A 21,330-nucleotide genomic window follows, 5' to 3' on the forward strand; every position below is an offset into this window, starting at 1 on the left:
GCGCCCGACCATGACAAGACAAAGCCTTTCCCTGTTCGACCCGGCCCTGGTGCGGCCGGCCCTGGTCGGCGCGCTGCGCAAGCTCGACCCGCGCGCGCAGATCCGCAACCCCGTGATGTTCGTGGTGTACGTGGGCAGCGCCTTCACCACCGCGCTGTGGTTCGCGCGGCCCGACGGCTTCACGCTCGCCGTGGCGCTGTGGCTGTGGTTCACGGTGCTGTTTGCCAACTTTGCGGAAGCGATGGCCGAAGGGCGCAGCCAGGCGCAGGCGGCGAGTCTGCGTGGCTTGAAGCGCCAGACCTGGGCGAAGAAGCTGGACGGCGCGTTCAAGCCCGGTACCCCGCGCACGGCCATGCGCTGGCTGCCGATCGAGGCCGAGTTGCTGCGCAAGGGCGACGTGGTGCTGATCGAGGCCGGCGACACGGTACCCGCCGATGGCGAGGTGATCGGCGGCGTGGCCTCGGTGGACGAGAGTGCGATCACGGGCGAATCGGCGCCGGTGATCCGCGAGTCGGGCGGCGATTTCTCGGCCGTCACCGGTGGCACACGCGTGTTGTCGGACGCGGTGGTGGTTCGCGTGAGCGTGAACCCCGGCGAGACTTTCGTGGACCGCATGATCGCGATGGTGGAGAACGCGCGGCGCCAGAAAACGCCGAACGAGATCGCGTTGACCATCCTGCTGGTGGCGCTGACGATCGTGTTCCTGGGCGTGGTGGTGAGCTTGCTGCCGTTCTCCACCTTCAGCGCGCAGGCGGGGGGCGTGGGCGAACCGGTCGGTTTGGTGGTGCTGGTGGCGCTGCTGGTGTGCCTGATCCCCACCACCATTGCCGGGCTGCTGTCCGCCATCGGCGTGGCGGGCATGAGCCGCCTGATGCAGGCCAACGTGATCGCGACCTCGGGCCGCGCGGTGGAGGCGGCTGGCGACGTGGACGTGCTGTTGCTCGACAAGACCGGCACCATCACCCTGGGCAACCGGCAGGCGGCGGCCTTTCTGCCGGCGCCCGGTGTGAGCGAGCGCGATCTCGCCGACGCCGCACAGCTCGCCTCGCTGGCCGACGAAACGCCCGAGGGCCGCAGCATCGTGGTGCTGGCCAAGCAGCGGCACCAGTTGCGGGAACGCGAACTGCAGTCCATGGGAGCGCACTTCGTCGCGTTCACGGCGCAGACGCGCATGAGCGGCGTGGACCTTGCCGAGGGCCGCCAGATCCGCAAGGGCGCGGCCGACGCGATCCGCCGCCACGTGGAAGCCCTCAGCGGCGTGTGGCCCATGGCCGTGCAGACCCTGGTGGACGACGCCGCGCGGCGCGGCAGCACGCCGCTGGTGGTGGCCGACAACGCGCGCGTGCTGGGCGTGGTGGAGTTGAAGGACATCGTCAAGGGCGGCATCAAGGAGCGCTTCGCCGAGCTGCGGCGCATGGGCATCCAGACCGTGATGGTGACCGGCGACAACCGCCTCACGGCGGCGGCGATCGCGGCAGAGGCCGGCGTGGACGACTTCCTCGCCGAGGCCACGCCCGAGGCCAAGCTGGCGCTGATCCGCGAGCACCAGGCCCGCGGTCGCCTGGTGGCCATGACAGGCGACGGCACCAACGACGCACCCGCACTGGCCCAGGCCGACGTGGCCGTGGCCATGAACACCGGCACGCAGGCCGCCAAGGAGGCCGGCAACATGGTCGATCTCGACAGCAACCCCACCAAGCTGATCGAGATCGTGGAGACCGGCAAGCAGTTGCTGATGACGCGCGGCGCGCTGACCACGTTCAGCATCGCCAACGACGTGGCGAAGTACTTCGCCATCGTGCCGGCGGCGTTCGTCACCACCTACCCGCAGTTGCAGGCGCTCAACGTGATGCAACTGGCGAGCCCGGCCTCGGCCATCGTCTCGGCGGTGGTGTTCAACGCCTTGGTCATCGTGGCGCTGATCCCCGTGGCGCTGCGCGGCGTGCGCTACCGCGCCGTGGGCGCGGGCCCGCTGCTGCGGCGCAACCTGGCGATCTACGGCCTGGGCGGCGTGATCGTTCCCTTCATCGGCATCAAGGCCATCGATCTCGTGATCGCCGGCCTGGGCCTGGCCTGAACCCAAGGAGTTCTCATGACCAGCGACAACACCCCCACCCACCACGAAAGCCTGGGCACCACGCTGCGCGCCGCCGTGCTGCTGTTCCTGCTGCTGAGCGTGGTCACCGGCCTGCTCTACCCGCTGCTGCTCACCGGCGCGGCGCAGACGCTGTTTCCTCATCAGGCCAATGGCAGCCTCATCCAGCGCGACGGCAAGCCCGTGGGCTCCGCGCTCATCGGCCAGGCCTTCACCGAGCCGGGCCACTTCTGGGGCCGGCCCTCGGCAACCGGGCCCACGCCCTACAACGCGGCGGCCTCGGGCGGCTCCAACCTCGGCCCCACGAGCCAGCCGCTGCAGGACGCCGTGCGCGAGCGCATCGCGGCGCTGCGCGCGGCCGACCCGGGCAACAGCGCGCCCGTGCCGGTGGACCTGGTGACCGCGTCGGCCAGCGGGCTGGACCCGCACATCAGCCTGGCGGCGGCGCAGTACCAGATCAAGCGCGTGGCCCGCGCGCGCGGCCTGGCGCCGGACACCGTGCAGGCCCTGGTGGACCGCCACGCCCGGCGCCCACTGATCCCCGGCCTGGGCGAGCCGCGCGTGAACGTGCTGGCACTCAACCTCGCGATCGATGCCGCCGCGACGCCGGTGCGATGATGCGGGCGCCATGAACGACGCCACGCAGCGCCCCGACCCCGACCTCCTGCTCGCGCAGGTGCAGGCCGACGAGGACCGGGCGCGGCGCGGGCGGCTGAAGATCTTCTTCGGCGCGTCCGCCGGCGTGGGCAAGACCTACGCCATGCTCTCGGCCGCGCGCGCCGCCCAGGCGGAGGGCACGGCCGTCACCATCGGCGTGGTGGAAACCCATGGCCGGCCCGAAACGCAGGCGCTGACGCAGGGCCTGCCGCGCCTGCCCTTGCGCAGCGTGCCGCACAAGGGTCACGCGCTGCACGAGTTCGACCTCGACGCGGCCCTGGCCTTCGGCGCCACGCACCCCGGGGCCCTGGTGCTGCTCGACGAACTCGCGCACAGCAACGCGCCCGGATCGCGCCACCCCAAGCGCTGGCAGGACGCGGAGGAACTGCTGGCCAGCGGCGTCGACGTGTGGACCACGATGAACGTGCAGCACCTGGAGAGCCTGAACGACGTGGTCAGCGGCATCACCGGCATCCGTGTGTGGGAGACCGTGCCCGATCGCCTGTTCGACGGGGCCGACGAGGTGGTGGTGGTCGATCTGCCACCCGACGAATTGCTGGAGCGCCTGCACAGCGGCAAGGTCTACCTGCCCACGCGCGAGGGCGACGACCAGCGCGCCGAACGCGCCGCCGCGAACTTCTTCCGCAAGGGCAACCTGCTGGCGCTGCGCGAGCTGGCCCTGCGCCGCACCGCCGACCGGGTGGACGACCAGGTGCGCGCCTTCCGCCAGGCTGGCGCGGTGCGCCCCGTGTGGCCCAACCGCGAATCGCTGTTGGCCTGCGTGGGGCCCGGCGCCTCGGCCGACAAGGTGGTGCGCAGCGCCGCGCGCATGGCCGCGCAGCTCGACGTGCCCTGGCACGCTGTGCACGTGCAGGCGCTGTCGCGTGAGCCCGACGCCGCCACGCAGAAAGCGCTGGACCTGGCCGAATCCCTGGGCGCCAGCGTGAGCAGCTTCAGCGACCGCGACCCGGCGCGCGCGCTGGTGCGTCATGCGCGCGAGCACAACCTCACGCGCCTGGTGCTGGGCCGCTCGCGCCGCGCCTGGCCCTGGGCGCGGCCCATGGCCGAGCGCATCGCCGCGCAGGCGGGCGAGCTGGAGCTGCTGCACGTGGCCGAGCCACCCGGCGGAAGCGAGCGCGCAGTGCCCGCCCGGGCGGCCGACGAGGCACCGCCCGGACCGCGCTGGCCCGGCTATCTGGCGGCTGCCGTGGCCTGTGGGCTCACGGCCCTGCTGGCCACCCCGCTCATCCCGGTGCTGGAGCTCAGCAACATCGTGATGATCTTCCTGCTCGTGGTGGTGGGCATCGCGCTGCGTTTCGGGCGCGGCCCCGCGGTGCTGGCGGCCTTTCTGGGCGTGGCGCTGTTCGATTTCTTCTTCGTGCCGCCACGCTTCACGCTGGCCGTGAGCGACGTGGAGTACCTCGTCACCTTCGCCGTGATGCTGGTGGTGGCGCTGGCCATCGGCCAGCTCACCGCCGTGCTGCGGCAGCAGGCCGATGCCGCCACGCGGCGCGAGCGGCGCGTGCGCGCGCTGCACGACATGTCGCGCGACCTGTCGGCCGCGCTGTTGCCCGAGCAGGTGGCCGAGATCGGTGCGCGCTTCGTGCAGGCCGAGTTCGGCATGCGCAGCAGCCTGCTGGCCGCCGACGAACACGACCGCCTGCAGGCCCTGCCCGGTGGGCAGGCGCCGGTGGATATGGCGGTGGCGCAGTGGGCCTTCGAACGCGGCGAGCCCGCCGGCCGCGGCACCGACACCCTGCCCGCCAGCGCCACGCTGGTGGTGCCGCTGAAGGCGCCGATGCGCACGCGCGGCGCGCTGGTGCTCGACCCCGGCGCGGCGGGCCAGGGGCAGCGCCGGGCACTGGACACCGAGCAGCGCCGGGCGCTGCAGGCCTGCGCCTCGCTGCTCGCCATCTCGCTGGAACGCATCCACTACATCGAAGTGGCGCAGCACAGCACGGTGCAGATCGAATCGGAGCGCCTGCGCAACTCGCTGCTGGCCGCCATCTCGCACGACCTGCGCACGCCGCTGGCCTCGCTGGTGGGCCTGGGCGACGCGCTTCGCCTCACACCGCCACCGCTGTCGCCCGCGCAGGCCGAGCTGGCCGAGGCCATCGCGCAGTCGGCGCGGCGCATGGCGGCGCTGGTGACCAACCTGCTGGACATGGCGCGCCTGCAGGCCGGCGCGGTGCCCCTGCAGCGCGCCTGGCAGCCGCTGGAAGAAGTGGTGGGCAGCGCGCTGGCGGCCTGCGGCGACGCGCTGCACGGCCGCGCGATCGAGGTGCACCTGCCGGCCGATCTGCCGCTGCTGCAGTTCGACGCCGTCCTGATGGAGCGCGTGCTGGTGAACCTGCTGGAGAACGCGGCCAAGTACACGCCGGCGGGCTCGGCCATCCGCCTGTGGGCCGTTGCGGACGCCGACGTGGTGCGGCTGTGCGTGGACGACCACGGACCGGGCCTGCCGCGCGGCCAGGAGGCGCGCGTGTTCGAGAAGTTCGAGCGCGGCTCGCGTGAAAGCGCCACGCCCGGCGTGGGCCTGGGCCTGGCCATCGGCCGCGCCATCGTCGAAGCACACGGCGGACGCATCGAGGGCCGCAACCGCGAGCGCGACGGCCGCGTGGAGGGCGCGCGCATCGAGATCACCCTGCCGCGCGGCACGCCGCCGGCCGACCATTCGACGCAATGAGCACACACGCCCCGCAGATCCTGGTCGTCGAAGACGAGGCCGACATCCGCCGCTTCGTGCGGCTCACCCTGCAGGCCGAAGGCCACGAGGTGCACGAGGCCGCCACCTTGCAGCGCGGCCTGATCGAGGCCGGCACGCGCCGCCCCGACCTGGTGGTGCTGGACCTGGGCCTGCCCGACGGCGACGGCGTGGACCTGATCCGCGACCTGCGCCAGTGGTCGGCGGTGCCGGTGATCGTGCTGTCGGCGCGCAGCGCCGAGGCCAGCAAGATCGAGGCACTGGACGCGGGCGCCGACGACTACCTCGTCAAACCGTTCGGATCGGGTGAACTGATGGCACGCGTGCGCGCGCAGTTGCGCCGGCACCTCGCCCAGACGCCCGCCGGGGAATCGGTCATCCGCTTCGGAGAGGTGGCCATCGACCTGGCGCGCCACCAGGTGCAGCGCGCGGGTGAGCCGCTGCGGCTCACGCCCATCGAATACAAGCTGCTCACCCACCTGGCCAGCCAGCCCGAGCGCGTGATCACCCACGCGCAACTGCTGCAGGCCGTGTGGGGCCCCGGCCACCGCGAGGACACGCACTACGTGCGCGTGCACATGGCCAACCTGCGCAAGAAGATCGAGCTGCACCCGGCGATGCCCAGGCACCTGCTCACGGAGACCGGCATCGGCTACCGCTTCGTGCCCTGAGAACGTGCCCTGAGCCGGCGCACTCACCCGAGCAGGTTCACCGCGCGCAGCGGCCGCAGCACGCTGGACGGTGTCATGCCGAAGGTGTGGCGGAACATGCGGCTGAAGTGGGCCGAGTCGGCGAAGGCACCGTCCAGCGCGGCCTCGGTGAGGCTGCCGTCGGGCCGGTAGGCGGCCATGGCCCGCCGCACCTGGGTCCAGATGCGGTAGCTGCGAAAGCTCACCCCCAGTTCGTCGCTGAACAAGTGGTTGAAGCGGGAGGCCGACAGGTGCGCCGAACGCGCCAGCGCCTCGCGGTCGGGCACGCCCTCACCCGCTTCGCGCAGGCGCTGCAGGCTGCGCAGCACGCGCGGGTCCACCGGCTGCAGCTCGGGCAGCCCCTGGCGCCCCAGCAGCGCGGGCAGGTCGAAGCTGTGCAGGCGCTGTTCGGTGTGCCAGCGGTTCACGGCGCGGGGCACCGGCTCGCCAATCACCGGGCCCTGGCGCGCGAACACCGGCCTCAGGCGCCGCACCTCCGGCGCGTCGGGCTCCAGGTACATCAGCGCGACGCGCTCGCCCTGCGGATCGAACACATGCTCCACGCCGGCGTCGATCAAGGCGCTGTGGCAGGTCTCGACGCGCCCGCCCGGCAACAGCAGGCGAAACCGCCCCGACAGCCCCAGCAGCAGCACCGGCGCGGCGTGGCGGTGCCAGCCGGTGGCGGGGATCTCACCCAGGTACAGCGCCTTGTCGGCGCACAGGGTGAGCGCGTTGCCGCTCAACACAGCCCAAACCTCCAAGACGCTCGCGAGCCCGGCCGATACCGTGGCGGCTCCATCCACCCCCACGACAGGAGAACGAGGTGTCGATTCGTACCGCCCACCATTGGGCGCTGGGCCTGGCCCCGCAGGCCGGGTTGATCAACGCTGCAGGCAAGGGCCTGTCCCATCTGCTCAAGGCTCCACTGGTGAACATGAACCGCCGGCTGGCGGGCCTGGTCGAGCGCCAGGTCCGCGTGGCCGGGCACGCGCTGCATTATCTGGACGGCGGGCGTGGCGAGCCGGTGCTCTTGCTGCACGGCATCTTCGCGGAGAAGGACCACTGGGTCGATCTGGCGCGGCGGCTCACGCCGCACCACCGTGTGATCGTGCCCGACCTGCCCGGCTATGGCGCGAGTGAGCGGCACGACGACCAGCGCTATGGCTACGCCGAGCAGGTGGAGCGCCTGCGCGCCTTCATGGACGCGATCGGCCTGCAGCGCGCGCACGTGGCGGGCAGCTCCATGGGCGGTGCGCTGGGCGCCCTGCTGGCCGGCGAGTACCCCGGGCGCGTGGCCTCGCTGGCCTTCATCGGCGCGCCGCATGGCCTGCGCTCGCCGCAAGCCAGCGAGACGGACCGCCTGATCGACGCGGGGCAGGCGCCGCTGATCGCGCACGACCCGGCGGAATTCGACGCCCTGCTCGCGCGCCTGTTCGCGCAGCGGCCGTGGCTGCCTTGGCCCATCCTGCGCGTGGCGCGCGAGGACGCGATCCGGCGGGCGCCGTCGAATCACCGCATCTGGCAGGAGCACCTGGCCGACCGCCATCTGCTGGAGGCGCGACTTGCGCGGGTGCGCGCGCCGCTGCTGACGCTGTGGGGTCGGCGCGACCGGGTGTTCCACGTGTCGGGCGCGCGCACGCTGCGCTGGCACCGTCCCGACGCGGACATCCAGGTGCTGGACCGCCTGGGACATTTGCCGATGATGGAGGACCCGCTGGCCGTGGCGCAGCGCTACCGCCCCTTCCTGGCACGCCACCGATGGATGACCCGATGCGCATGAGCCCCTTCCTGCCTGCCCGCGCCCCAAGCTCAGCGTCCTGGCGCTTCATGGCGCTGGCCTTGTGCGCCGCCTTGGCCGCCTGCGAAACGGCGCCCCGCGCCGGGAGCGAGACGCAGGCCCAGGTACTGGACGTGGTGACGGACCGCCACGCCCTGCGCGACGGCCACCCCGAGCTGTACGCGGCCCTGCGCGCCGGGGTGGCGCGGCGCGAGCTCGACGAGGGTCGGCTGGTCGAAGGCGAGTGCGGCGTGCCCGACGGCGCGCAGCCCTCGGGCATGCGCTGGCACACGGTGACGGTGCTGCTGCCGCCCGGCGTGCGGCTGCCCAGGCGCACCGTGGCGGACGTGCACGAACTGCGCGGCCCCGTGCCGGCCTGGGCCTTCGACTTCGCCGCGGCCGGCTTGCGCCGCCTGGACGCGCTGCGCGACAGCGACCTGGCGGCCGGCCGCGTGCTGCGCCTGGGCTGCCAGCTCAAGGTGCTGGACGGTGGCGATTGGTATGCGCCGGTCTGGGTGGCGACCGCGCCGGACCGCCTGCGCCTGGCACCCGGCGACGTCGTTCGTCTGCGCGTGGGCGCCGAAGCCGGTTCGAAGGATGCGGGCCCACCGGCCGAGGTGCTGGAGCGGCGAACCGACGTGGCCGCGCCCGGCGGCAAAGCGCTGGTGCGCTGCGGCTAAGGTGCCGCGACAGGCGCAAGGGCACGCAGCCGCTGGTGCACCGGGTCCGCGTCATCCACCGGCTGGTTCTGCTTGCCCTTGAGGTAGTGCTCGGTGAACACGCCGAACCAGGCCGACAGCGCCTCGGCCGCGCGCGGCTCGCCCGCCAGCGCCAGGCACAGGGCCGCCCCCTCGGCGGTGCAGAAGTGATCATCGCGCGCGGCGCGGCGCAGGCGGTAGCTGGAGGGGTGGTCGGGGTGCAGGCTCAGCACCGGAAACGGGTCGAGGTAGCGGCTTTTGTTGAACATCTTGCGCGCCTCGGACCAGGTGCCGTCGAGCAGCACGAACAGCGGGCGGCGCGCGGGCGCATCGGCCGTGGCGGGTTCGGCCGGCGGCGGCGTGGCGATGACCCGCGAGGGCTCCACGAACTCACCCGGGAACACCACGCAAGGCTGCCATTGCGGGTCGCTCAGCAAGGCGATGAGCGCGGGATCGATGACGGTGCGCGACCAGCCGAAGGCCCAGGTATCGGCCACCACGTCGGCAATGAGCCAGCCGGTGTTGCTGGGCTTGAGCGCCTCGATGTCGCCCATGAGCAGGCACACGCCGGCGCGTGTGTCCACGCGGGGCTGCAGATCGCAGACACAGTAGGCCCGCAGGAGGCGGCAACGTTCGCACCGGATGGCCGCGCCGCCGCGGGCCACGAAGGGCTTGACACTGGCGGCCATGCGCGCGGCGCGCAGGCGGAAGACGGCGTGGGACATGAGGCGGCGACTGTACCGCCGCCCCGTGCCGCCGCACGGTCAGGGGATGAAATTCAGGCCTTCCGGCAGCTCGCCCTGGATCGGCACTTCAAACAGCGGCCCGCCGCCGTCGGGGTCGATCACCGTCGCGCCGTGGCTGGCGAAGAACACCGCGATCTGCGTCTGTGCCGCCACCGCCAGCGGCGCGGCGGCCGCAATGCCGATGTTGGTGAGGAAGGTGTGCGGGTTCTTCGGAATGCCCGGGTTGCCGGCATTGGCCAGGTCGTTGCGGAAGTAGGTGACGCGGTCCTTGAGCCCGCCGGCGCGCACGATGGCGCTGCTGGTGGGGTTGGGCACGGTCACGTCGCCCTTGGCGAACTGCACGATGACGGGCTTGGCCGCGTGGCCTTGGGGCGGGTCGCGGCGGATCAGCTCGGCGTACGACACGGGGTTGCCCGACTGCTGCACCCATTCGTTGCGGTCCAGCAGCTCGGCGATGGCCATGGCGCCGGGCACGGTGTTCACCAGCGGCGGCTGGTCGCGCAGGGGCAGGTTCTCGTTGAAGTTGAGCGGCACCGGCAGCTCCGGCGTGGGCGGCAGGTTCAGCAGCACGGGCTGGCGCGTCGCCAGGCTCAGGCCGGTGAGGATGCGAAACGCCGGGCTGAGGCGCGCGATCTCGGTGATGGAGCCGCCGGGCACGTTGGGCACGCCGGCCTTGATGTTGCGTTCCACGCCCAGCAGCATGGTGCCGTAGATGCCGCCGAAGGACTGGCCCGCGTAGTAGATGCGCGCGGGGTCGAGGTCGCGCGATCCGTCGCCGTCCACGTCGACACCCACCTCCACCTGGCGCACCAGTTGCATGAGGTCGATGACGGTCTGGCGCAGGCCGTCGCGGCTGCTGACGATGGTCTGCGGCGCGGCGGCGTTCACGCCCTCGGTGCTGTCGATGGTGCCGTTGCCGTCCTGGTCGATGCCGCGCCCGCCAGCGGGAATCTGCACCGGCGCGCCCGCTGTGGGCAGCACCGCCAGGAAGCCCTGCGCCCCGCCGCCGTGGCCCACCACGTTGATGGACAGCGTGGCGATGCCCTGCGAGGCCAGCACCGAGGCCACCGTCCAGGGTGCGCCGTACATGCTGTCGGTGAAGCCGTGGCCGAAGATGGCCACCGGCCAGCCACCGGCCGGCTTGGGGCTCGCTGGCAGGAAGAACTGGGCCGTCAGCGCCTGGCTGCCCAGCGGGCGGGGGGCGCCCGTGAGGGTGTCCGTCGGCGGGATCACCTTGGCGGTGTTCTGGTACTCGGGCGAATCGAAGCGCGCGTAGGCCACGTGGCCCACGGCGCCCGGCATCACCTGCAGCGCGGGCGTGGGCAGGAAGCTCTGGGTGAACGAAGGCGTGGTGCCGGTCTGGCGGTTGAACTGAATGCCCTGCAGGCCCGCCACGGGGAACAGCGCGCGCACGGCGCCGCCGTTGCCCACCATGAAGTTCATGGGCGCGGGCGTGCTCGCCTTGATGCGGCGCTGGATCTTGAGCAAATCGCCCGTGGCCGACTGGGTGGTGAACAGCGAGGCCGCCACCACCGCACGCCCGCCGCCGCGCGCCATGGGCAGCGCATCGCGCAGCTCGCGCTCATGCGCATCGCGCCCGCCCAGGAAGCTGGCGTTCTTCAGCTTCTTGCCGCTGGCGTCGCGCACGGCGTTGGTGATCACCAGCAGGTAGCGCGAGCGCTCCTGCAGCAACTCGTCGGATTCGAAGGCCAGTGTCTTGCTCGCCGGGTCCCACACCACCTGGTTGATGCCCACCTTCTGGCCGAAGCCGCGCAGGGTCAGCACGTCGCCCAGGTTGACGAGGTAGATGCTGTCGCTGTTCACCGACGCGGGGTCGATATCACCGGTGAAGGGCACGGTGATGCGCGGTTGCGTGGAGAAGCCGTCGAGCGTGTTGATGACGTCGATGTCGGCGCAGTCGCTGGGGCGGGCGGCGCAATCGGGCTTGGGCAGGTTCACGCGGCGCAGCGTGGCGTTGCCGAAGTCGGGCACGGTGTAGCGGTTGCTGGGGAAGGGCGAGGCGCTGGCGTCGTAGCGCACGGCCACGCCATCGGCCTGCGCGAGCATCGGCCACAGGGCGAAGGAAAAGGCCAGCGTGAACGCCAGCCGCGGGCAGCGCGGGCGAGTCGGGGTCATGGCTTGTCTCCTGGGAGGGCCGCTGAACGCGGCTCGAGTGCCTGGCAGGGGTGCTGTTCGAGCGGCGGTTATAGGCCTGCCGCGCCGCGCGCACCAGAGGGTCTGGCGTTTTCCCTGAGGCGGGCGTACCGTGGTCTGTCGCGTGCGCGACGCGCCGGGTCGACGGAACCTCGGCCGGGCGGGCGGCTCCATCCCTGTCATGGAGGTTTCATGTTCAAGACCATCAAGGACCTGATCGAGCAGCTCACCGGCGAGCTCTCTACCCCGGCGCAGACGCCCCCCAATGACCACACCCTGCACCTGTCCACCGCCGTGTTGCTGGTGGAGGTGATGCGCGCCGCCCCCGAGGTGCACGAGGACGAATACGACGCCGTGCTGCGCGCCCTGCGCCGCAAGTTCGAGCTCAGCGACGACGAGTTGCAGCGGCTGATCGAACTGGCGCACGAGACCGCGCGCACCGCCTACGACTACCAGCGCTTCACGAGCCTGCTGAACGACCGCTTCACGCATGCACAGAAGGTGGCCATGGTGGAGGCCATGTGGGAGGTGGCATACGCCGACGAGCACCTCGACGTGCACGAGAACGCGGTCATCCGCAAGGTGGCGGGGCTCTTGCACGTCACGCACGGCGAATACATCGCGGCCAAGATCCATGCCCAGCATTCGGGTCCGCCGTCTGGCCACGCCGAGCTGCCCTGAACACAAGCCCGGCAACGATCTTTGCGGTGGCGCTGCGCCGCGTTTACCGGCGCGATACATGGCTTGAGCACGATGAAGGCTCAACAACCCCTCCCGAAAGGAGACAGCCATGAAAGCCCGTTCGTTGATCTCGATCGCCGTCGCCGCCGCCACGCTGGCCGTGAGCACGGCCTCCTTCGCTGGCGACGACCACCGCCGCGGACACCGCCACGACGGCCACCGTGTCGAGCGCCACGTCGAGCGTCATGTCCACGACCGCGGTCCCCGCCACGTGCACCGCGACGTGCACCGCCACGTCCACCGCGACGTGCGCATCGTGAACCGCCACCACCACTATGACGACAACCGCGGCCCGCGCTGGCACCGCGGCCAGTACCTGCCGCGCGAGTACCGCGGCGGGCGCTACGTGGTGGTGCAGCACCACCCGCGCCTGTACCAGCCGCCGCGCGGCCACCACTGGGTGCAGGTCAACGGCGAGTTCCTGCTGATCGCCGCCGCCACCGGGCTGATCGCCCACGCCATCCTCAACTGAGGGTCATCCGGGCGTCCTATCATCGCGGCATGCAACGCCGCCACGCCCTCTCCTCCATGGCCGCCCTCGCGGCCATGACTTTCTTGTCCGCCTGCTCGCGCGAGCCCGAGGCCGCGCCGCCGGCCCCGCCCATCGACCGCTCCCAGGCCCTTCAGGTGCTCGCCGCCGAAGGCAAAGGCTTCACCGTGGGTGCCATGATGGCCGCCAACACGGTGTACGTGCTGTTCGACCCGCAGTGCCCGCACTGCGCCGCGCTGTGGGAGTCGTCCCAGCCGCTGTTGCGCCAGGCGCGCTTCGTCTGGCTGCCGGTGGCCCTGCTCAACGCCAAGAGCCTGCCGCAGGGCGCGGCCATCCTGGGCGCGGCCAACCCGGCCGAGGCCATGTCGGCACACGAGAAAAGCCTGCTGGCCAACCAGGGCGGCATCTCCGCCTCGGCCAGCGTGCCTGCCGAGGTCGAGGCCGCCATCAAGCACAACACCGCCCTGCTCAATCGCCTGGGCGCGGAGTCGGTGCCCTTCGTGGTGACGCGCGACCCGCAAGGCGGCGGCGCGCGCACCGTGGCCGGAGCCATGCCCACGGCGCAACTGGCCAGCTTCATCGGGCTGAGCGGCCAATAGGCGCGGCCGGGCGCGACCGCCGACAAAAAGTAATTAATTAGTGCAATGGAGGAATCTGAAACGTAGGTCATTCGGATGAAACTAGGTGAGTGCCCGCTGCCGCGTTCGCGCGCGCGGCCCTTCACCAACCATCCTCCGAACGACCCATGCCTCGCATTCCGTCCAGCCGCTGGGCAACGGCCGCCCTCGCGGCTCCGCTGACCCTCGCGCCCTGCCTTGCCCAGTCCCTTCCCATGCCAGTGGGCGCGCCGCAGGCCGCGCCCCAGGCCCCGGCCGACGGCAGCCCGACCATGCCGGATCGGCGCCCCGGCCAGAGCCGTCAAACCCGCCCGAACATCCAGGCCGGAGACCTGAGCCTCAACGAATCGGGCGCCCAGTACCGCAGCGAGTCGCGCGACGCGCGGGTCGGCGCCCGATTCGGGCGCGACTGGGGCGGTGGTGGCGGTTCGCGCATCGACATCGATTACGCGCGCCTGCTCGGTGACACCTGGGCCGTGGGCGCCAACGCCTCCGCGGGCACCGAGCGCCAGGAGCTCATGCTCAACGGCCTGTACTCGCCCAGCAAGGACCTGCACTTCGGCCTCTCGCTGGGTTGGCTGCGCGACACCGACACCTATCAGTTCCATTCGGGTCCCGATGACGTGGAGGTCGACCAGGCCTCCGCCCTGCTGCGGGTGATCAAGCGCTTTGACGAAGGCTCCTGGCTCACGCAGCTCAACGCCAGCGCCTACCTGGCCCGCGCGCGCAAACCCGACGTGGGCGACGCGGTGATGGTCGAGGAAACCCCCACCCTCATCCGCTTCCTCGTCGATCCCCGTGAGATCGCCCCTGGCCGCCTGCAGGGCTTCAACGTGGGCATGGGTGTCGCCCCCTGGGCCAACGCCGAACTCAAGCTCACGCTGGGCCGCGAAACCCTGCGCTACCGCTTCCAGGACGGCTCCGGCGAAAAAGACAGCCGCGCCACCACAGGCCTGGCCTACACCCATGCGCTGCCGGGCTGCTGGCAACTCGAAGGCCAAGCCAACTCGGGCGCGTCGGGCGACCGGCTGTCCTTCGGTGTGCGCCACGGCAAGTGGAACCTGGCGTTGGCGCGCGACGGCGGCGCCCCGGGCATGAAGGCGCGCACCAGCCTGATGGTGGGCCTGGAAGCCCCGCTGGATGGCCGCTCACCGCGCTGCTCCACCCTGAGCCAACGCCAGACCGCCACCGTCCGCCGCCTCGACGAGGTGTTCCAGCGCCCGCGCGAGTTGCCCACGCGCGTGCTCGCCAAGGTCGACCTGACCGCCGTGCCGGTGCTGCTGGCCAGCCTCGACAAGTCCAGCCTGGGGGGCTCCACCGTGAGCGCCACGCCCGACGCACTGATCATCAAGCTGCCCGTGCCCGCCGTGGCTGTGGCGCAGGTGGACCTCAACGGCGCACCCTCGACCAACCTGGGCAGCGACGGCAGGCCGTTGATCTGGGTGCAGGACGGCTCGCTCTACCTCGGTATCCGCCGCTTCCCCAACCCGGGCGCCGGGGCCACCACGCCCGTGTCCGTCGTCGTCGTGATGTCCGACGCCAGCCTGACCCTCGTGAACTTCAATGCGGTGGGGTACTGACATGCGCGCCCGCAACCTCTTGCCTTCCCCTTCCCTGACGCCGTTCTTCCTTCGCCTGCTCAAGCGGCCCTGGCAATGGCTGCTGCTGCTCCTGATCGGCACATCCCTGGTGTGGGCCGCGGGCGGCGTGAGCATCAACAACCTGGTGATCACCACCGTCAAACAGCTGTCCTTCGCCCAGGCAAAGGCCGAAGTCAAGGTCAACCAGCAGTTCACGCAGACCGCCACCGTGCGCCTGAGCCCCGGCGCCGTCACCTACCGCAGCAGCGACACGGCGGTGGCCACGGTCAACGCCCAGACCGGCCAGGTCAGCGGCGTGCTCGCGGGCGAGGCCACCATCACCGCCAGCCAGGCCGCCTCGCCGCCCTACCCCGTGGCCAGCGCGAGCTACACGATCCAGGTGAAAGGCCTGCCGGTCGTCTTCCAGCCCTGGCAACTGGCCAGCGTCATGTACGGCATGCCAGCCTTTCAGATCACCGCGCCGGTGTCCAACGTTCAGAACGCCAGCATCGTCTACCGCCTCAAGGACCCGGCCACGGCGGTGGCCAGCGTCACGGAAGCGGGCGTGGTGACCGTGAAAGCGGTGGGCAAAACCATCATCGTGGCCACGCAAAAACCCCTGGGCACCTACGACGGCGGCACGCTCGAGGCCGAGCTCGAGGTGACGGCGGTCCCCGGACTGAACGACCGGGAACTGCCCTACACCCCGGACCCCATCGCCCTGCCGTCCCAGCTCGGCGGGCAGAACGTCACGTACAGCAGCAGCGCCACCGGCGTCGCGACGATCATCGGCACCGGCGGCCAAGCGCAGGTCTCACTCAAGGGCCTGGGCAGCACGGTGCTGGAAGCGAAGAACGCCGCCGGCACCGTGCTGGCCAAGGCCACGTGGAAGGTGGTCGCGGGCCAGCCCACGCTGGGCGTGGACCCGGTGGCCTCGCTGCCCTCCACCACCTTCGAGACCACGCTGCGCGCGCGATCGAACAGCGGTGGCGCCATCAGCTTCAGCATTCCCGACCCGACCGAGGCCAACGAGTTTGCCGAGATCAACGCCTCCACGGGGCAACTGTGGGTCAAGGGCCCGGGCACGGTGAATGTGAAAGTGTCCCTGGCCCAGAACGGCCCCTGGGCCGCGCGCGAGGTCACGGTCCCCGTCACCATCGAGCAAGGCCCGCCGGGCATCGTCATCACCCGCTGGCCCACGGGGCCGCTCAAACAGGGCGACACCTTCAGCATCGGCTACCGCACCAACTTCGTTGGCGACGATGTCCGGGGTTGGGTCTACTCGTCTGGCGATATACCGGTGGCGGACCCGCACTTCCGCCAGGTGTCGCAAACGCCCACCGCCGCGCCGGGACAGGAAGGCTCCATCGAGTTCCGGGTCGAGGCCGGCACGGCGAACGGCCTGTACCACTTTGTGATGGGCTACGTGGCGGGGCCCTTCTTCCCGCCCATTCAAGCGAGCTACACCAACAACACGGCCCCGACCCGCGAGATCCGGGTCGACGGGCCAGCACTGCCCAAGCGCTACAACCTGGGTCAGCCACTGAGCATGGTCTACGGCGACAAGCCGGTGATGCCCAAGTCCTACGACCAGAGCGGCGCCGAGGTCACCGACAACAACCGCTGCACCGGCTTCTCCGTGGCGGGCAGCGGTGGGGTGCTGGAGGGCATCGGCCTGGGCCCTGTGTGGGACAAGGACAGCTGGAAGACCGTGGGCGTGGGCCAGACCGTGATTGCCTGCGGCTCCGCGGTCAACACGGGCGCGGTGAAGGACTACGACAGCGTGGTGGTCACCGTGACCGGCGCCGACCCGCGGCTGCAGGGCTTCCCCGCGATCACGGTCGGCATGGATTCGAGCCCCTACCCCTTGACGCCGCCGGCCTCGCTCAACGGCACGGGCACCTGGACCTATGCCATCGTGGACGCGAACGGGCAGCCCAGCCCCGTGGCAAGGATCGACACCAGCGGCCCGACCCCGATGGTCGTGCCGCTGGCGCCCAGCACCGGCCCGGTCTTCGTCCGCGCCACTCAGGCCGCCGGCAGCAACTTCCGCGAAGCCAGCATCCAGAGCAGCCTGACGGTGAATGAGGCCCAGTCCCGCACTTTCAAGACCATCTACGCCACGTACGGTGACCCGGACTTCGACATTCCGCGCCCGCAGGGGGTTGCCAGCGGCACCGTCGTCACTTACCAACTCCCCGATCCGAAGCAGGACGTGGCCGAGTTTCGCGATGGACGGCTGCGCATCCTGAACGCGGGAAGCACCAGCATCAGGGCCAACGTGGGTGCCGAAACCTTCGATGGCCAGATCATCGTGGCCAAGGCCATCCCCCGCCTGGCGTTTTCTTTTCCGCCCGGGCTCTACTTCGCCTCGACTTGTGGCGAAGAAAAGACCTGGCCCATCGCCAATGCGGGAACGAACAACTGGGTGAACGGCACGCTGAGCACCAACTCCGATGGCGCGTTGTTCTACCCCATGGGGGCCACACCATCGGCCGGCGCGCCTTACTACCAGCGATGGATGAGCCACAGCGCCTATACCCCGGAGATGGCGTTCTGGCAGGAGGCCTGGGTGGAACAAGCCGAATCCAGAAACTTCCTGGCCGCGCGCAGCCCCAGCATCCAGTACAAGGTCTGGGGCAACGACAGGGTGGCTTGGCTGCACCCGCCTTGGGCACCGGACGGCGCCTGGGTCCTGTCCTGCAACCAATAGGCCACACGATTCGATCGCATAAAAGAAGCCACCATCGCAACGATGGTGGCTTTTTTGTATGGACCCCTGCAGGCGCTGTCGGCCTCAGCGCCTTCGTGCCCTGCGCGGCGGCCGCGCGCTGTCCCGCTCCTGCCGCCGCTGCGCCTGCGCCGCCTTGCCCGCGCGCAGCCACGCCAGGAACTGCTCGGGCGTCTCCAGCGTGATGCGCCCCATGAGCGTGGCGCGAAAGTCGCCGATCACCAGCTCCGCGGATTTCTGCGCGTCCACGCGGCCGCCGCTCACCAGCGCACCGCGCTGGCGACCGACGACGGCCAGCAGTTCCTCGGCCGGCGCGTCCGCCAGCGCCTCTGGCGTGAAGCCAAAGCCGTAGCGCGCGATCAACCGGTCGGGATAGTCCAGCTTCAGCTTGTCCAGCAGCTCCAGCGCCACCTCCTCGTCGTCGTAGGCGTTGCGCCCCACCGCCCCGCTCGCCGCGAGGTTGAAGCCACTCTGCGGCACGATGATGTTGGGCCACAGCATGCCCGGCGTGTCGTAGAGATAGAAGTCATCGGCCAGCACCAGGCGCTGTTCGGTGCGCGTCACACCGGCCTCATCGCCGGTCTTCGCCGATCGCTTGCCCACCAGGGTGTTGATGAGCGTGCTCTTGCCCACGTTGGGAATGCCGCAGATCAGCACACGCATGGGCTTGACCATGCCCCCGCGGTTTGGCGCCAGCTCGCGGCAAGCCGCGATCAAGGCGCGCGCCGGCGCCGTGACGCTGGCGTCGAGCGCGATCGCGCGCGTGCCGGGCTGGGCGTTGTAGTGCGCCAGCCAGAGCGCCGTGCGCTCGGGATCGGCCAGGTCCTGTTTGTTGAGCACCTTCAGCGAAGGCCGCTTCTGCGTGAGTTCGCGCAACAGGGGGTTGGCGCTGGAGCCCGGCAGGCGCGCGTCCAGCATCTCGATCACCACGTCGATGGATTTCACGCGCTCGCCGATGGCTTGGCGCGTCAGGTGCATGTGACCGGGAAACCACTGGACGCTCATGGGGGAAACGGAAGGTGGGCAGCAGCCGCCAATGGGCCGCGAAGGCGCGCATTGTGCCTCGGTGTAAGCCCGCAGGCCCCGCCGCGCCGGTCTGCCTAGAATGCCCCGTCCTCCACCCGAGCGAAAGCAAGCCATGGCCATCACCGTCAAGATCGACCTCGGTTACGAATTCGCCGTCAAGGCCAAGGCCGCCGACGTGTTCAAGCTGCTGTCCGACGTGCCCGCGTCCGTGGCGTTTTTCCCCAAGGTCGAGAAGCTCACCGACCTCGGCGGTGGCAGCTACCAGTGGGAGATGGAGAAAGTCGGCACCGCCCAAGTCAACATCCAGACCGTGTACGCGAGCAAGTACACCAGCAAGTGGGACGAGGCCAAAGGCACCGGCACGGTGAAGTGGACGCCCGTCAAGGGTGTGGGCAACGCCCAGGTGGGCGGCCACTGGAAGATTGCCGATCAGAAAAAGTCCACCGCGATCGAACTCGCCATCGAGGGCACGGTGGACGTGCCGCTGCCCAGCCTGATGAAGATGGTGGTGGCACCAGTGGTCGAGGCCGAGTTCGAGAAACTCGTCGACAAGTACATCGCCAACCTGGTGAAGAAGTTCGGCGGCGAGGCCTGAGGGCGCGTCAGCGTTTGTTGATGGAGAGGCCGGAACGGGGCCTCGGGGCGGGGCACCCAGGGAGGGTTTGGCGCCGGCCAAACGTTCCCCCAACCATTCCGCTGCCCACCCATGCGCCTTCGCTCACTGTCCTGCCCGCCGATCCTTGGGGGCAACAATGTCCGTCCACCGTCCGGGGCGCCGCCGCTTCGCGCGCCGTTGGCCTCTTCATGCTCGTCCACCACCTCCGCCGAAGAGGAAGGGTCCTATGACAGCGGATCCGAGTTCACTGGCGAGTCCACCGACGGGGATGGGCCCGACGTCAATGACCTCATCTCTCCGCGCATCAACGCCACGGTGGCGTTGGTGCTGGAGCGCCGCTTCGAACAGGCCGTGCCACTCATGAGCCCGAGCGCCGGGCAGCTCTGGTTCCTGATCTGACCGCTGGCCGCGCGGGCCTCACGCCGCCAGCGCCTGCCCCTTGCCCACCGCCGCCACGCGCGGGTGTCCGAGGCGATCGGCCGACACGTACTCCTGTCGATACACCTCGAAGGGCATGGTGTCGGCCGCCTCGATGGCGCGCTGGTCGTCCACCGAACGCTTCGCCAGCGCCTCGAAGCGCGCCTGCTGGGCGTCGCTCCAGGGCAGGCCCAGCAGGTGCCGGTGCGTGAGCGCCGACTGGCCACGCACGAAAGCGATGAAGGAGTCGTCGTGGTGGGCCGACATGGCGCGCAGCACGCGCGCCGAGGGCAGGAGATCGGGTTGGCGCAGCGTGCTGCGCGCATGGGCCACGGCCAGTGCGTGCGCGTCGGTGCCATCCAGCTCGTCCAGTGCATCCGCGATGGGCTGCAACTGCTCGATGATTTCCTGGCCCCAGTCGCTGAGCTTCACGGGCGCGCCGCGGCGCAGCAACTCCAGGCCGGGCTCGCGGCCGCGCGCGGCCGTCAGGTGCTGGTTCTGAGCGAGTTCGCGGATTTCGCTCGGCGTGTCGGGCGGGCTGTCGGCCAGCAGACAGTGCAGCAGGAACACATCGAGGAAACGCAGCGTCATCGCATCGATGCCGATGGGCTCGAAGGGGTTGAGGTCGAGCAGGCGGACCTCGATGTACTCGACGCCACGCTCGCGCAAGGCGTGCAGCGGGCGTTCGCCGGGAAAGATCACGCGCTTGGGGCGGATGGTGCCGTAGAACTCGTTCTCGATCTGCAACAGCGTGGTGGCGAGCTGGTTGTAGTCGCCGCCCGGGTTGCGGATGCCCACGGTCTCATAGGCGGGCCAGGGCCGCGTGAGCGCGTCGTGCAGCGAGGCCGCGTAGCCTTCGAGACCGTTGTAGCTCACGGCCAGCGTGGCCTGCGCCTCGCTCTGATAACCCAGCCGGCCCATGCGCAGCGAGGTGCCGTGCGGCATGTACAGCGTGCCGCTGGCGCCGAGCTTCTGCAGCTCGTGGTTGCGGCCTTCGACGAAGCTGGAACACACGGCCGGCGAGGCGCCGAACAACGTGAGCAGCAGAAAGGCGTGACGGCGGAAGTTGCGGATCAGAGCGAAGTAGCCCTCGTTGTCCACACCCGGCAGGGACCAGTTGTAGTGGATGCCCGAGATGGTCTGCATGCGGCGGCCATAGCGGTGGCCCAGGCCCATGCGGTAGACGCTCTTGGCGCGGCCCACGTTGGACGAGCCGTAACGGCCGAGGGGAATGGTTTCGTCGGTGGGCAGGCCGCAGGGCATGCTCGACACCCAGAGCATTTCATCGCCCTGCGCCTTGAGCGTGCGCAGCACGAACTGGTGCACCTCGCCCAGCTCGGCCAGGCAGCTCTCGACGCTGGCGTGCACGCCGGTGATGAGCTCGAGCTGCGACTCGCTGTAGTCGGTGGTGATGTGGGGGTGCGTCAGCGCGCTGCCCAGCGCGGCCGGGTGCGGGGTGAGCGCCAGCTTGCCATCGGGCTGCGACCGCAGGCTCTCCTTCTCGAGGCCACGGCGCATGCCGCGCAGGCGCTCGGGGCCCAGGGCGGCCAGCCGTTGTTGCAGTGCAGACATAAGGACACTCTTGCGAAGCG

At 70.5% G+C, this 21,330-nt stretch carries 18 protein-coding genes; 13 read left to right on the plus strand and 5 right to left on the minus strand.

The genetic code is table 11. The features are described from left to right. Positions 1-10 precede the first annotated feature (10 nt). Genes kdpB through kdpE form a run of 4 tightly spaced genes read left to right on the plus strand, consistent with a single transcriptional unit; the run spans position 11 to position 6,127 of the window. The gene (gene kdpB / locus GTO19_RS16500) at positions 11-2,077 is read left to right on the plus strand and encodes a potassium-transporting ATPase subunit KdpB (protein WP_291018744.1); all 2,067 of its coding nucleotides are present in this window, start codon (positions 11-13) and stop codon (positions 2,075-2,077) included. Between the two features lie 15 nt (positions 2,078-2,092). Next, the gene (kdpC, locus tag GTO19_RS16505; protein ID WP_291018748.1) at positions 2,093-2,713 is read left to right on the plus strand and encodes a potassium-transporting ATPase subunit KdpC; all 621 of its coding nucleotides are present in this window, start codon (positions 2,093-2,095) and stop codon (positions 2,711-2,713) included. A 10-nt stretch (positions 2,714-2,723) separates the two neighbouring features. Next, the gene (locus tag GTO19_RS16510) at positions 2,724-5,438 is read left to right on the plus strand and encodes a DUF4118 domain-containing protein (protein WP_291018751.1); all 2,715 of its coding nucleotides are present in this window, start codon (positions 2,724-2,726) and stop codon (positions 5,436-5,438) included. Then, positions 5,435-6,127 (plus strand): two-component system response regulator KdpE, encoded by a 693-nt coding sequence (gene kdpE, locus GTO19_RS16515; RefSeq protein ID WP_291018754.1) that lies wholly within the window; start codon positions 5,435-5,437, stop codon positions 6,125-6,127. The genes GTO19_RS16510 and kdpE overlap by 4 nt, the downstream gene beginning before the upstream one ends. A 23-nt stretch (positions 6,128-6,150) precedes the next feature. Here kdpE and GTO19_RS16520 read toward each other — a convergent pair whose 3' ends face one another. Continuing rightward, positions 6,151-6,891, minus strand: a complete 741-nt coding sequence (locus GTO19_RS16520) for an AraC family transcriptional regulator (protein ID WP_291018757.1) — start codon at positions 6,889-6,891, stop codon at positions 6,151-6,153. Positions 6,892-6,968: 77 nt separating this feature from the next. On the opposite strand from GTO19_RS16520, the gene GTO19_RS16525 reads away from it, so the two are divergent. Both GTO19_RS16525 and GTO19_RS16530 read left to right on the plus strand, forming a co-directional pair. Beyond that, positions 6,969-7,925, plus strand: coding sequence for an alpha/beta fold hydrolase (locus GTO19_RS16525; RefSeq protein ID WP_291018760.1), 957 nt, complete (start codon positions 6,969-6,971; stop codon positions 7,923-7,925). Further along, positions 7,904-8,602 carry a hypothetical protein gene (locus GTO19_RS16530; RefSeq protein ID WP_291031229.1) on the plus strand — a complete coding sequence of 233 codons (699 nt, stop codon included), beginning with the start codon at positions 7,904-7,906 and terminating at the stop codon, positions 8,600-8,602. The genes GTO19_RS16525 and GTO19_RS16530 overlap by 22 nt, the downstream gene beginning before the upstream one ends. On the opposite strand, the gene GTO19_RS16535 is transcribed toward GTO19_RS16530, so the two are convergent. Together GTO19_RS16535 and GTO19_RS16540 are read right to left on the minus strand one after the other, a co-directional pair. Continuing rightward, the gene (locus GTO19_RS16535; protein WP_291018765.1) at positions 8,599-9,345 is read right to left on the minus strand and encodes a tRNA-uridine aminocarboxypropyltransferase; all 747 of its coding nucleotides are present in this window, start codon (positions 9,343-9,345) and stop codon (positions 8,599-8,601) included. The two genes, GTO19_RS16530 and GTO19_RS16535, sit on opposite strands and share 4 nt — an antisense overlap. Positions 9,346-9,384: 39 nt before the next feature. Beyond that, positions 9,385-11,502, minus strand: coding sequence for an Ig-like domain-containing protein (locus tag GTO19_RS16540; protein WP_291018767.1), 2,118 nt, complete (start codon positions 11,500-11,502; stop codon positions 9,385-9,387). A gap of 210 nt (positions 11,503-11,712) precedes the next feature. Here GTO19_RS16540 and GTO19_RS16545 point away from each other — a divergent pair, with 210 nt between their 5' ends. From GTO19_RS16545 to GTO19_RS16565, 5 genes are all read left to right on the plus strand, one after another. Then, the gene (locus GTO19_RS16545; RefSeq protein WP_291018769.1) at positions 11,713-12,201 is read left to right on the plus strand and encodes a TerB family tellurite resistance protein; all 489 of its coding nucleotides are present in this window, start codon (positions 11,713-11,715) and stop codon (positions 12,199-12,201) included. A 109-nt stretch (positions 12,202-12,310) separates the two neighbouring features. Continuing rightward, entirely contained in the window at positions 12,311-12,733 is a 423-nt protein-coding gene (locus tag GTO19_RS16550; protein WP_291018771.1) for an RcnB family protein, read from the plus strand. A gap of 29 nt (positions 12,734-12,762) precedes the next feature. Further along, on the plus strand, positions 12,763-13,350 hold the full coding sequence (locus GTO19_RS16555) for a thioredoxin fold domain-containing protein (RefSeq protein ID WP_291026782.1): 588 nt from the start codon (positions 12,763-12,765) through the stop codon (positions 13,348-13,350). A 233-nt stretch (positions 13,351-13,583) separates the two neighbouring features. After that, positions 13,584-14,948, plus strand: coding sequence for a hypothetical protein (locus GTO19_RS16560; protein WP_291018774.1), 1,365 nt, complete (start codon positions 13,584-13,586; stop codon positions 14,946-14,948). A gap of 1 nt (position 14,949) precedes the next feature. Next, complete coding sequence (locus GTO19_RS16565; protein WP_291018775.1) at positions 14,950-17,661, plus strand: Ig-like domain-containing protein; 2,712 nt, start codon at positions 14,950-14,952, stop codon at positions 17,659-17,661. An 84-nt stretch (positions 17,662-17,745) separates the two neighbouring features. Here the strand turns inward: GTO19_RS16565 and ylqF are convergent, their stop codons facing one another. Next, on the minus strand, positions 17,746-18,684 hold the full coding sequence (gene ylqF / locus GTO19_RS16570) for a ribosome biogenesis GTPase YlqF (RefSeq protein ID WP_291018778.1): 939 nt from the start codon (positions 18,682-18,684) through the stop codon (positions 17,746-17,748). A gap of 133 nt (positions 18,685-18,817) precedes the next feature. Between ylqF and GTO19_RS16575 the strand changes: the two genes are divergently transcribed. Next, a complete protein-coding gene (locus tag GTO19_RS16575; protein WP_291018780.1) occupies positions 18,818-19,300 on the plus strand; it encodes an SRPBCC family protein in 483 nt (160 codons plus the stop codon). Positions 19,301-19,498: 198 nt separating this feature from the next. After that, entirely contained in the window at positions 19,499-19,720 is a 222-nt protein-coding gene (locus GTO19_RS16580) for a hypothetical protein (protein ID WP_291018782.1), read from the plus strand. Positions 19,721-19,738: 18 nt separating this feature from the next. On the opposite strand, the gene gshA is transcribed toward GTO19_RS16580, so the two are convergent. Then, positions 19,739-21,310 carry a glutamate--cysteine ligase gene (gshA, locus tag GTO19_RS16585; protein ID WP_291018783.1) on the minus strand — a complete coding sequence of 524 codons (1,572 nt, stop codon included), beginning with the start codon at positions 21,308-21,310 and terminating at the stop codon, positions 19,739-19,741. Between the last annotated feature and the right edge of the window lie 20 nt (positions 21,311-21,330).

This window comes from Hydrogenophaga sp., assembly GCF_011772445.1.
GTDB lineage: Bacteria > Pseudomonadota > Gammaproteobacteria > Burkholderiales > Burkholderiaceae_C > Hydrogenophaga.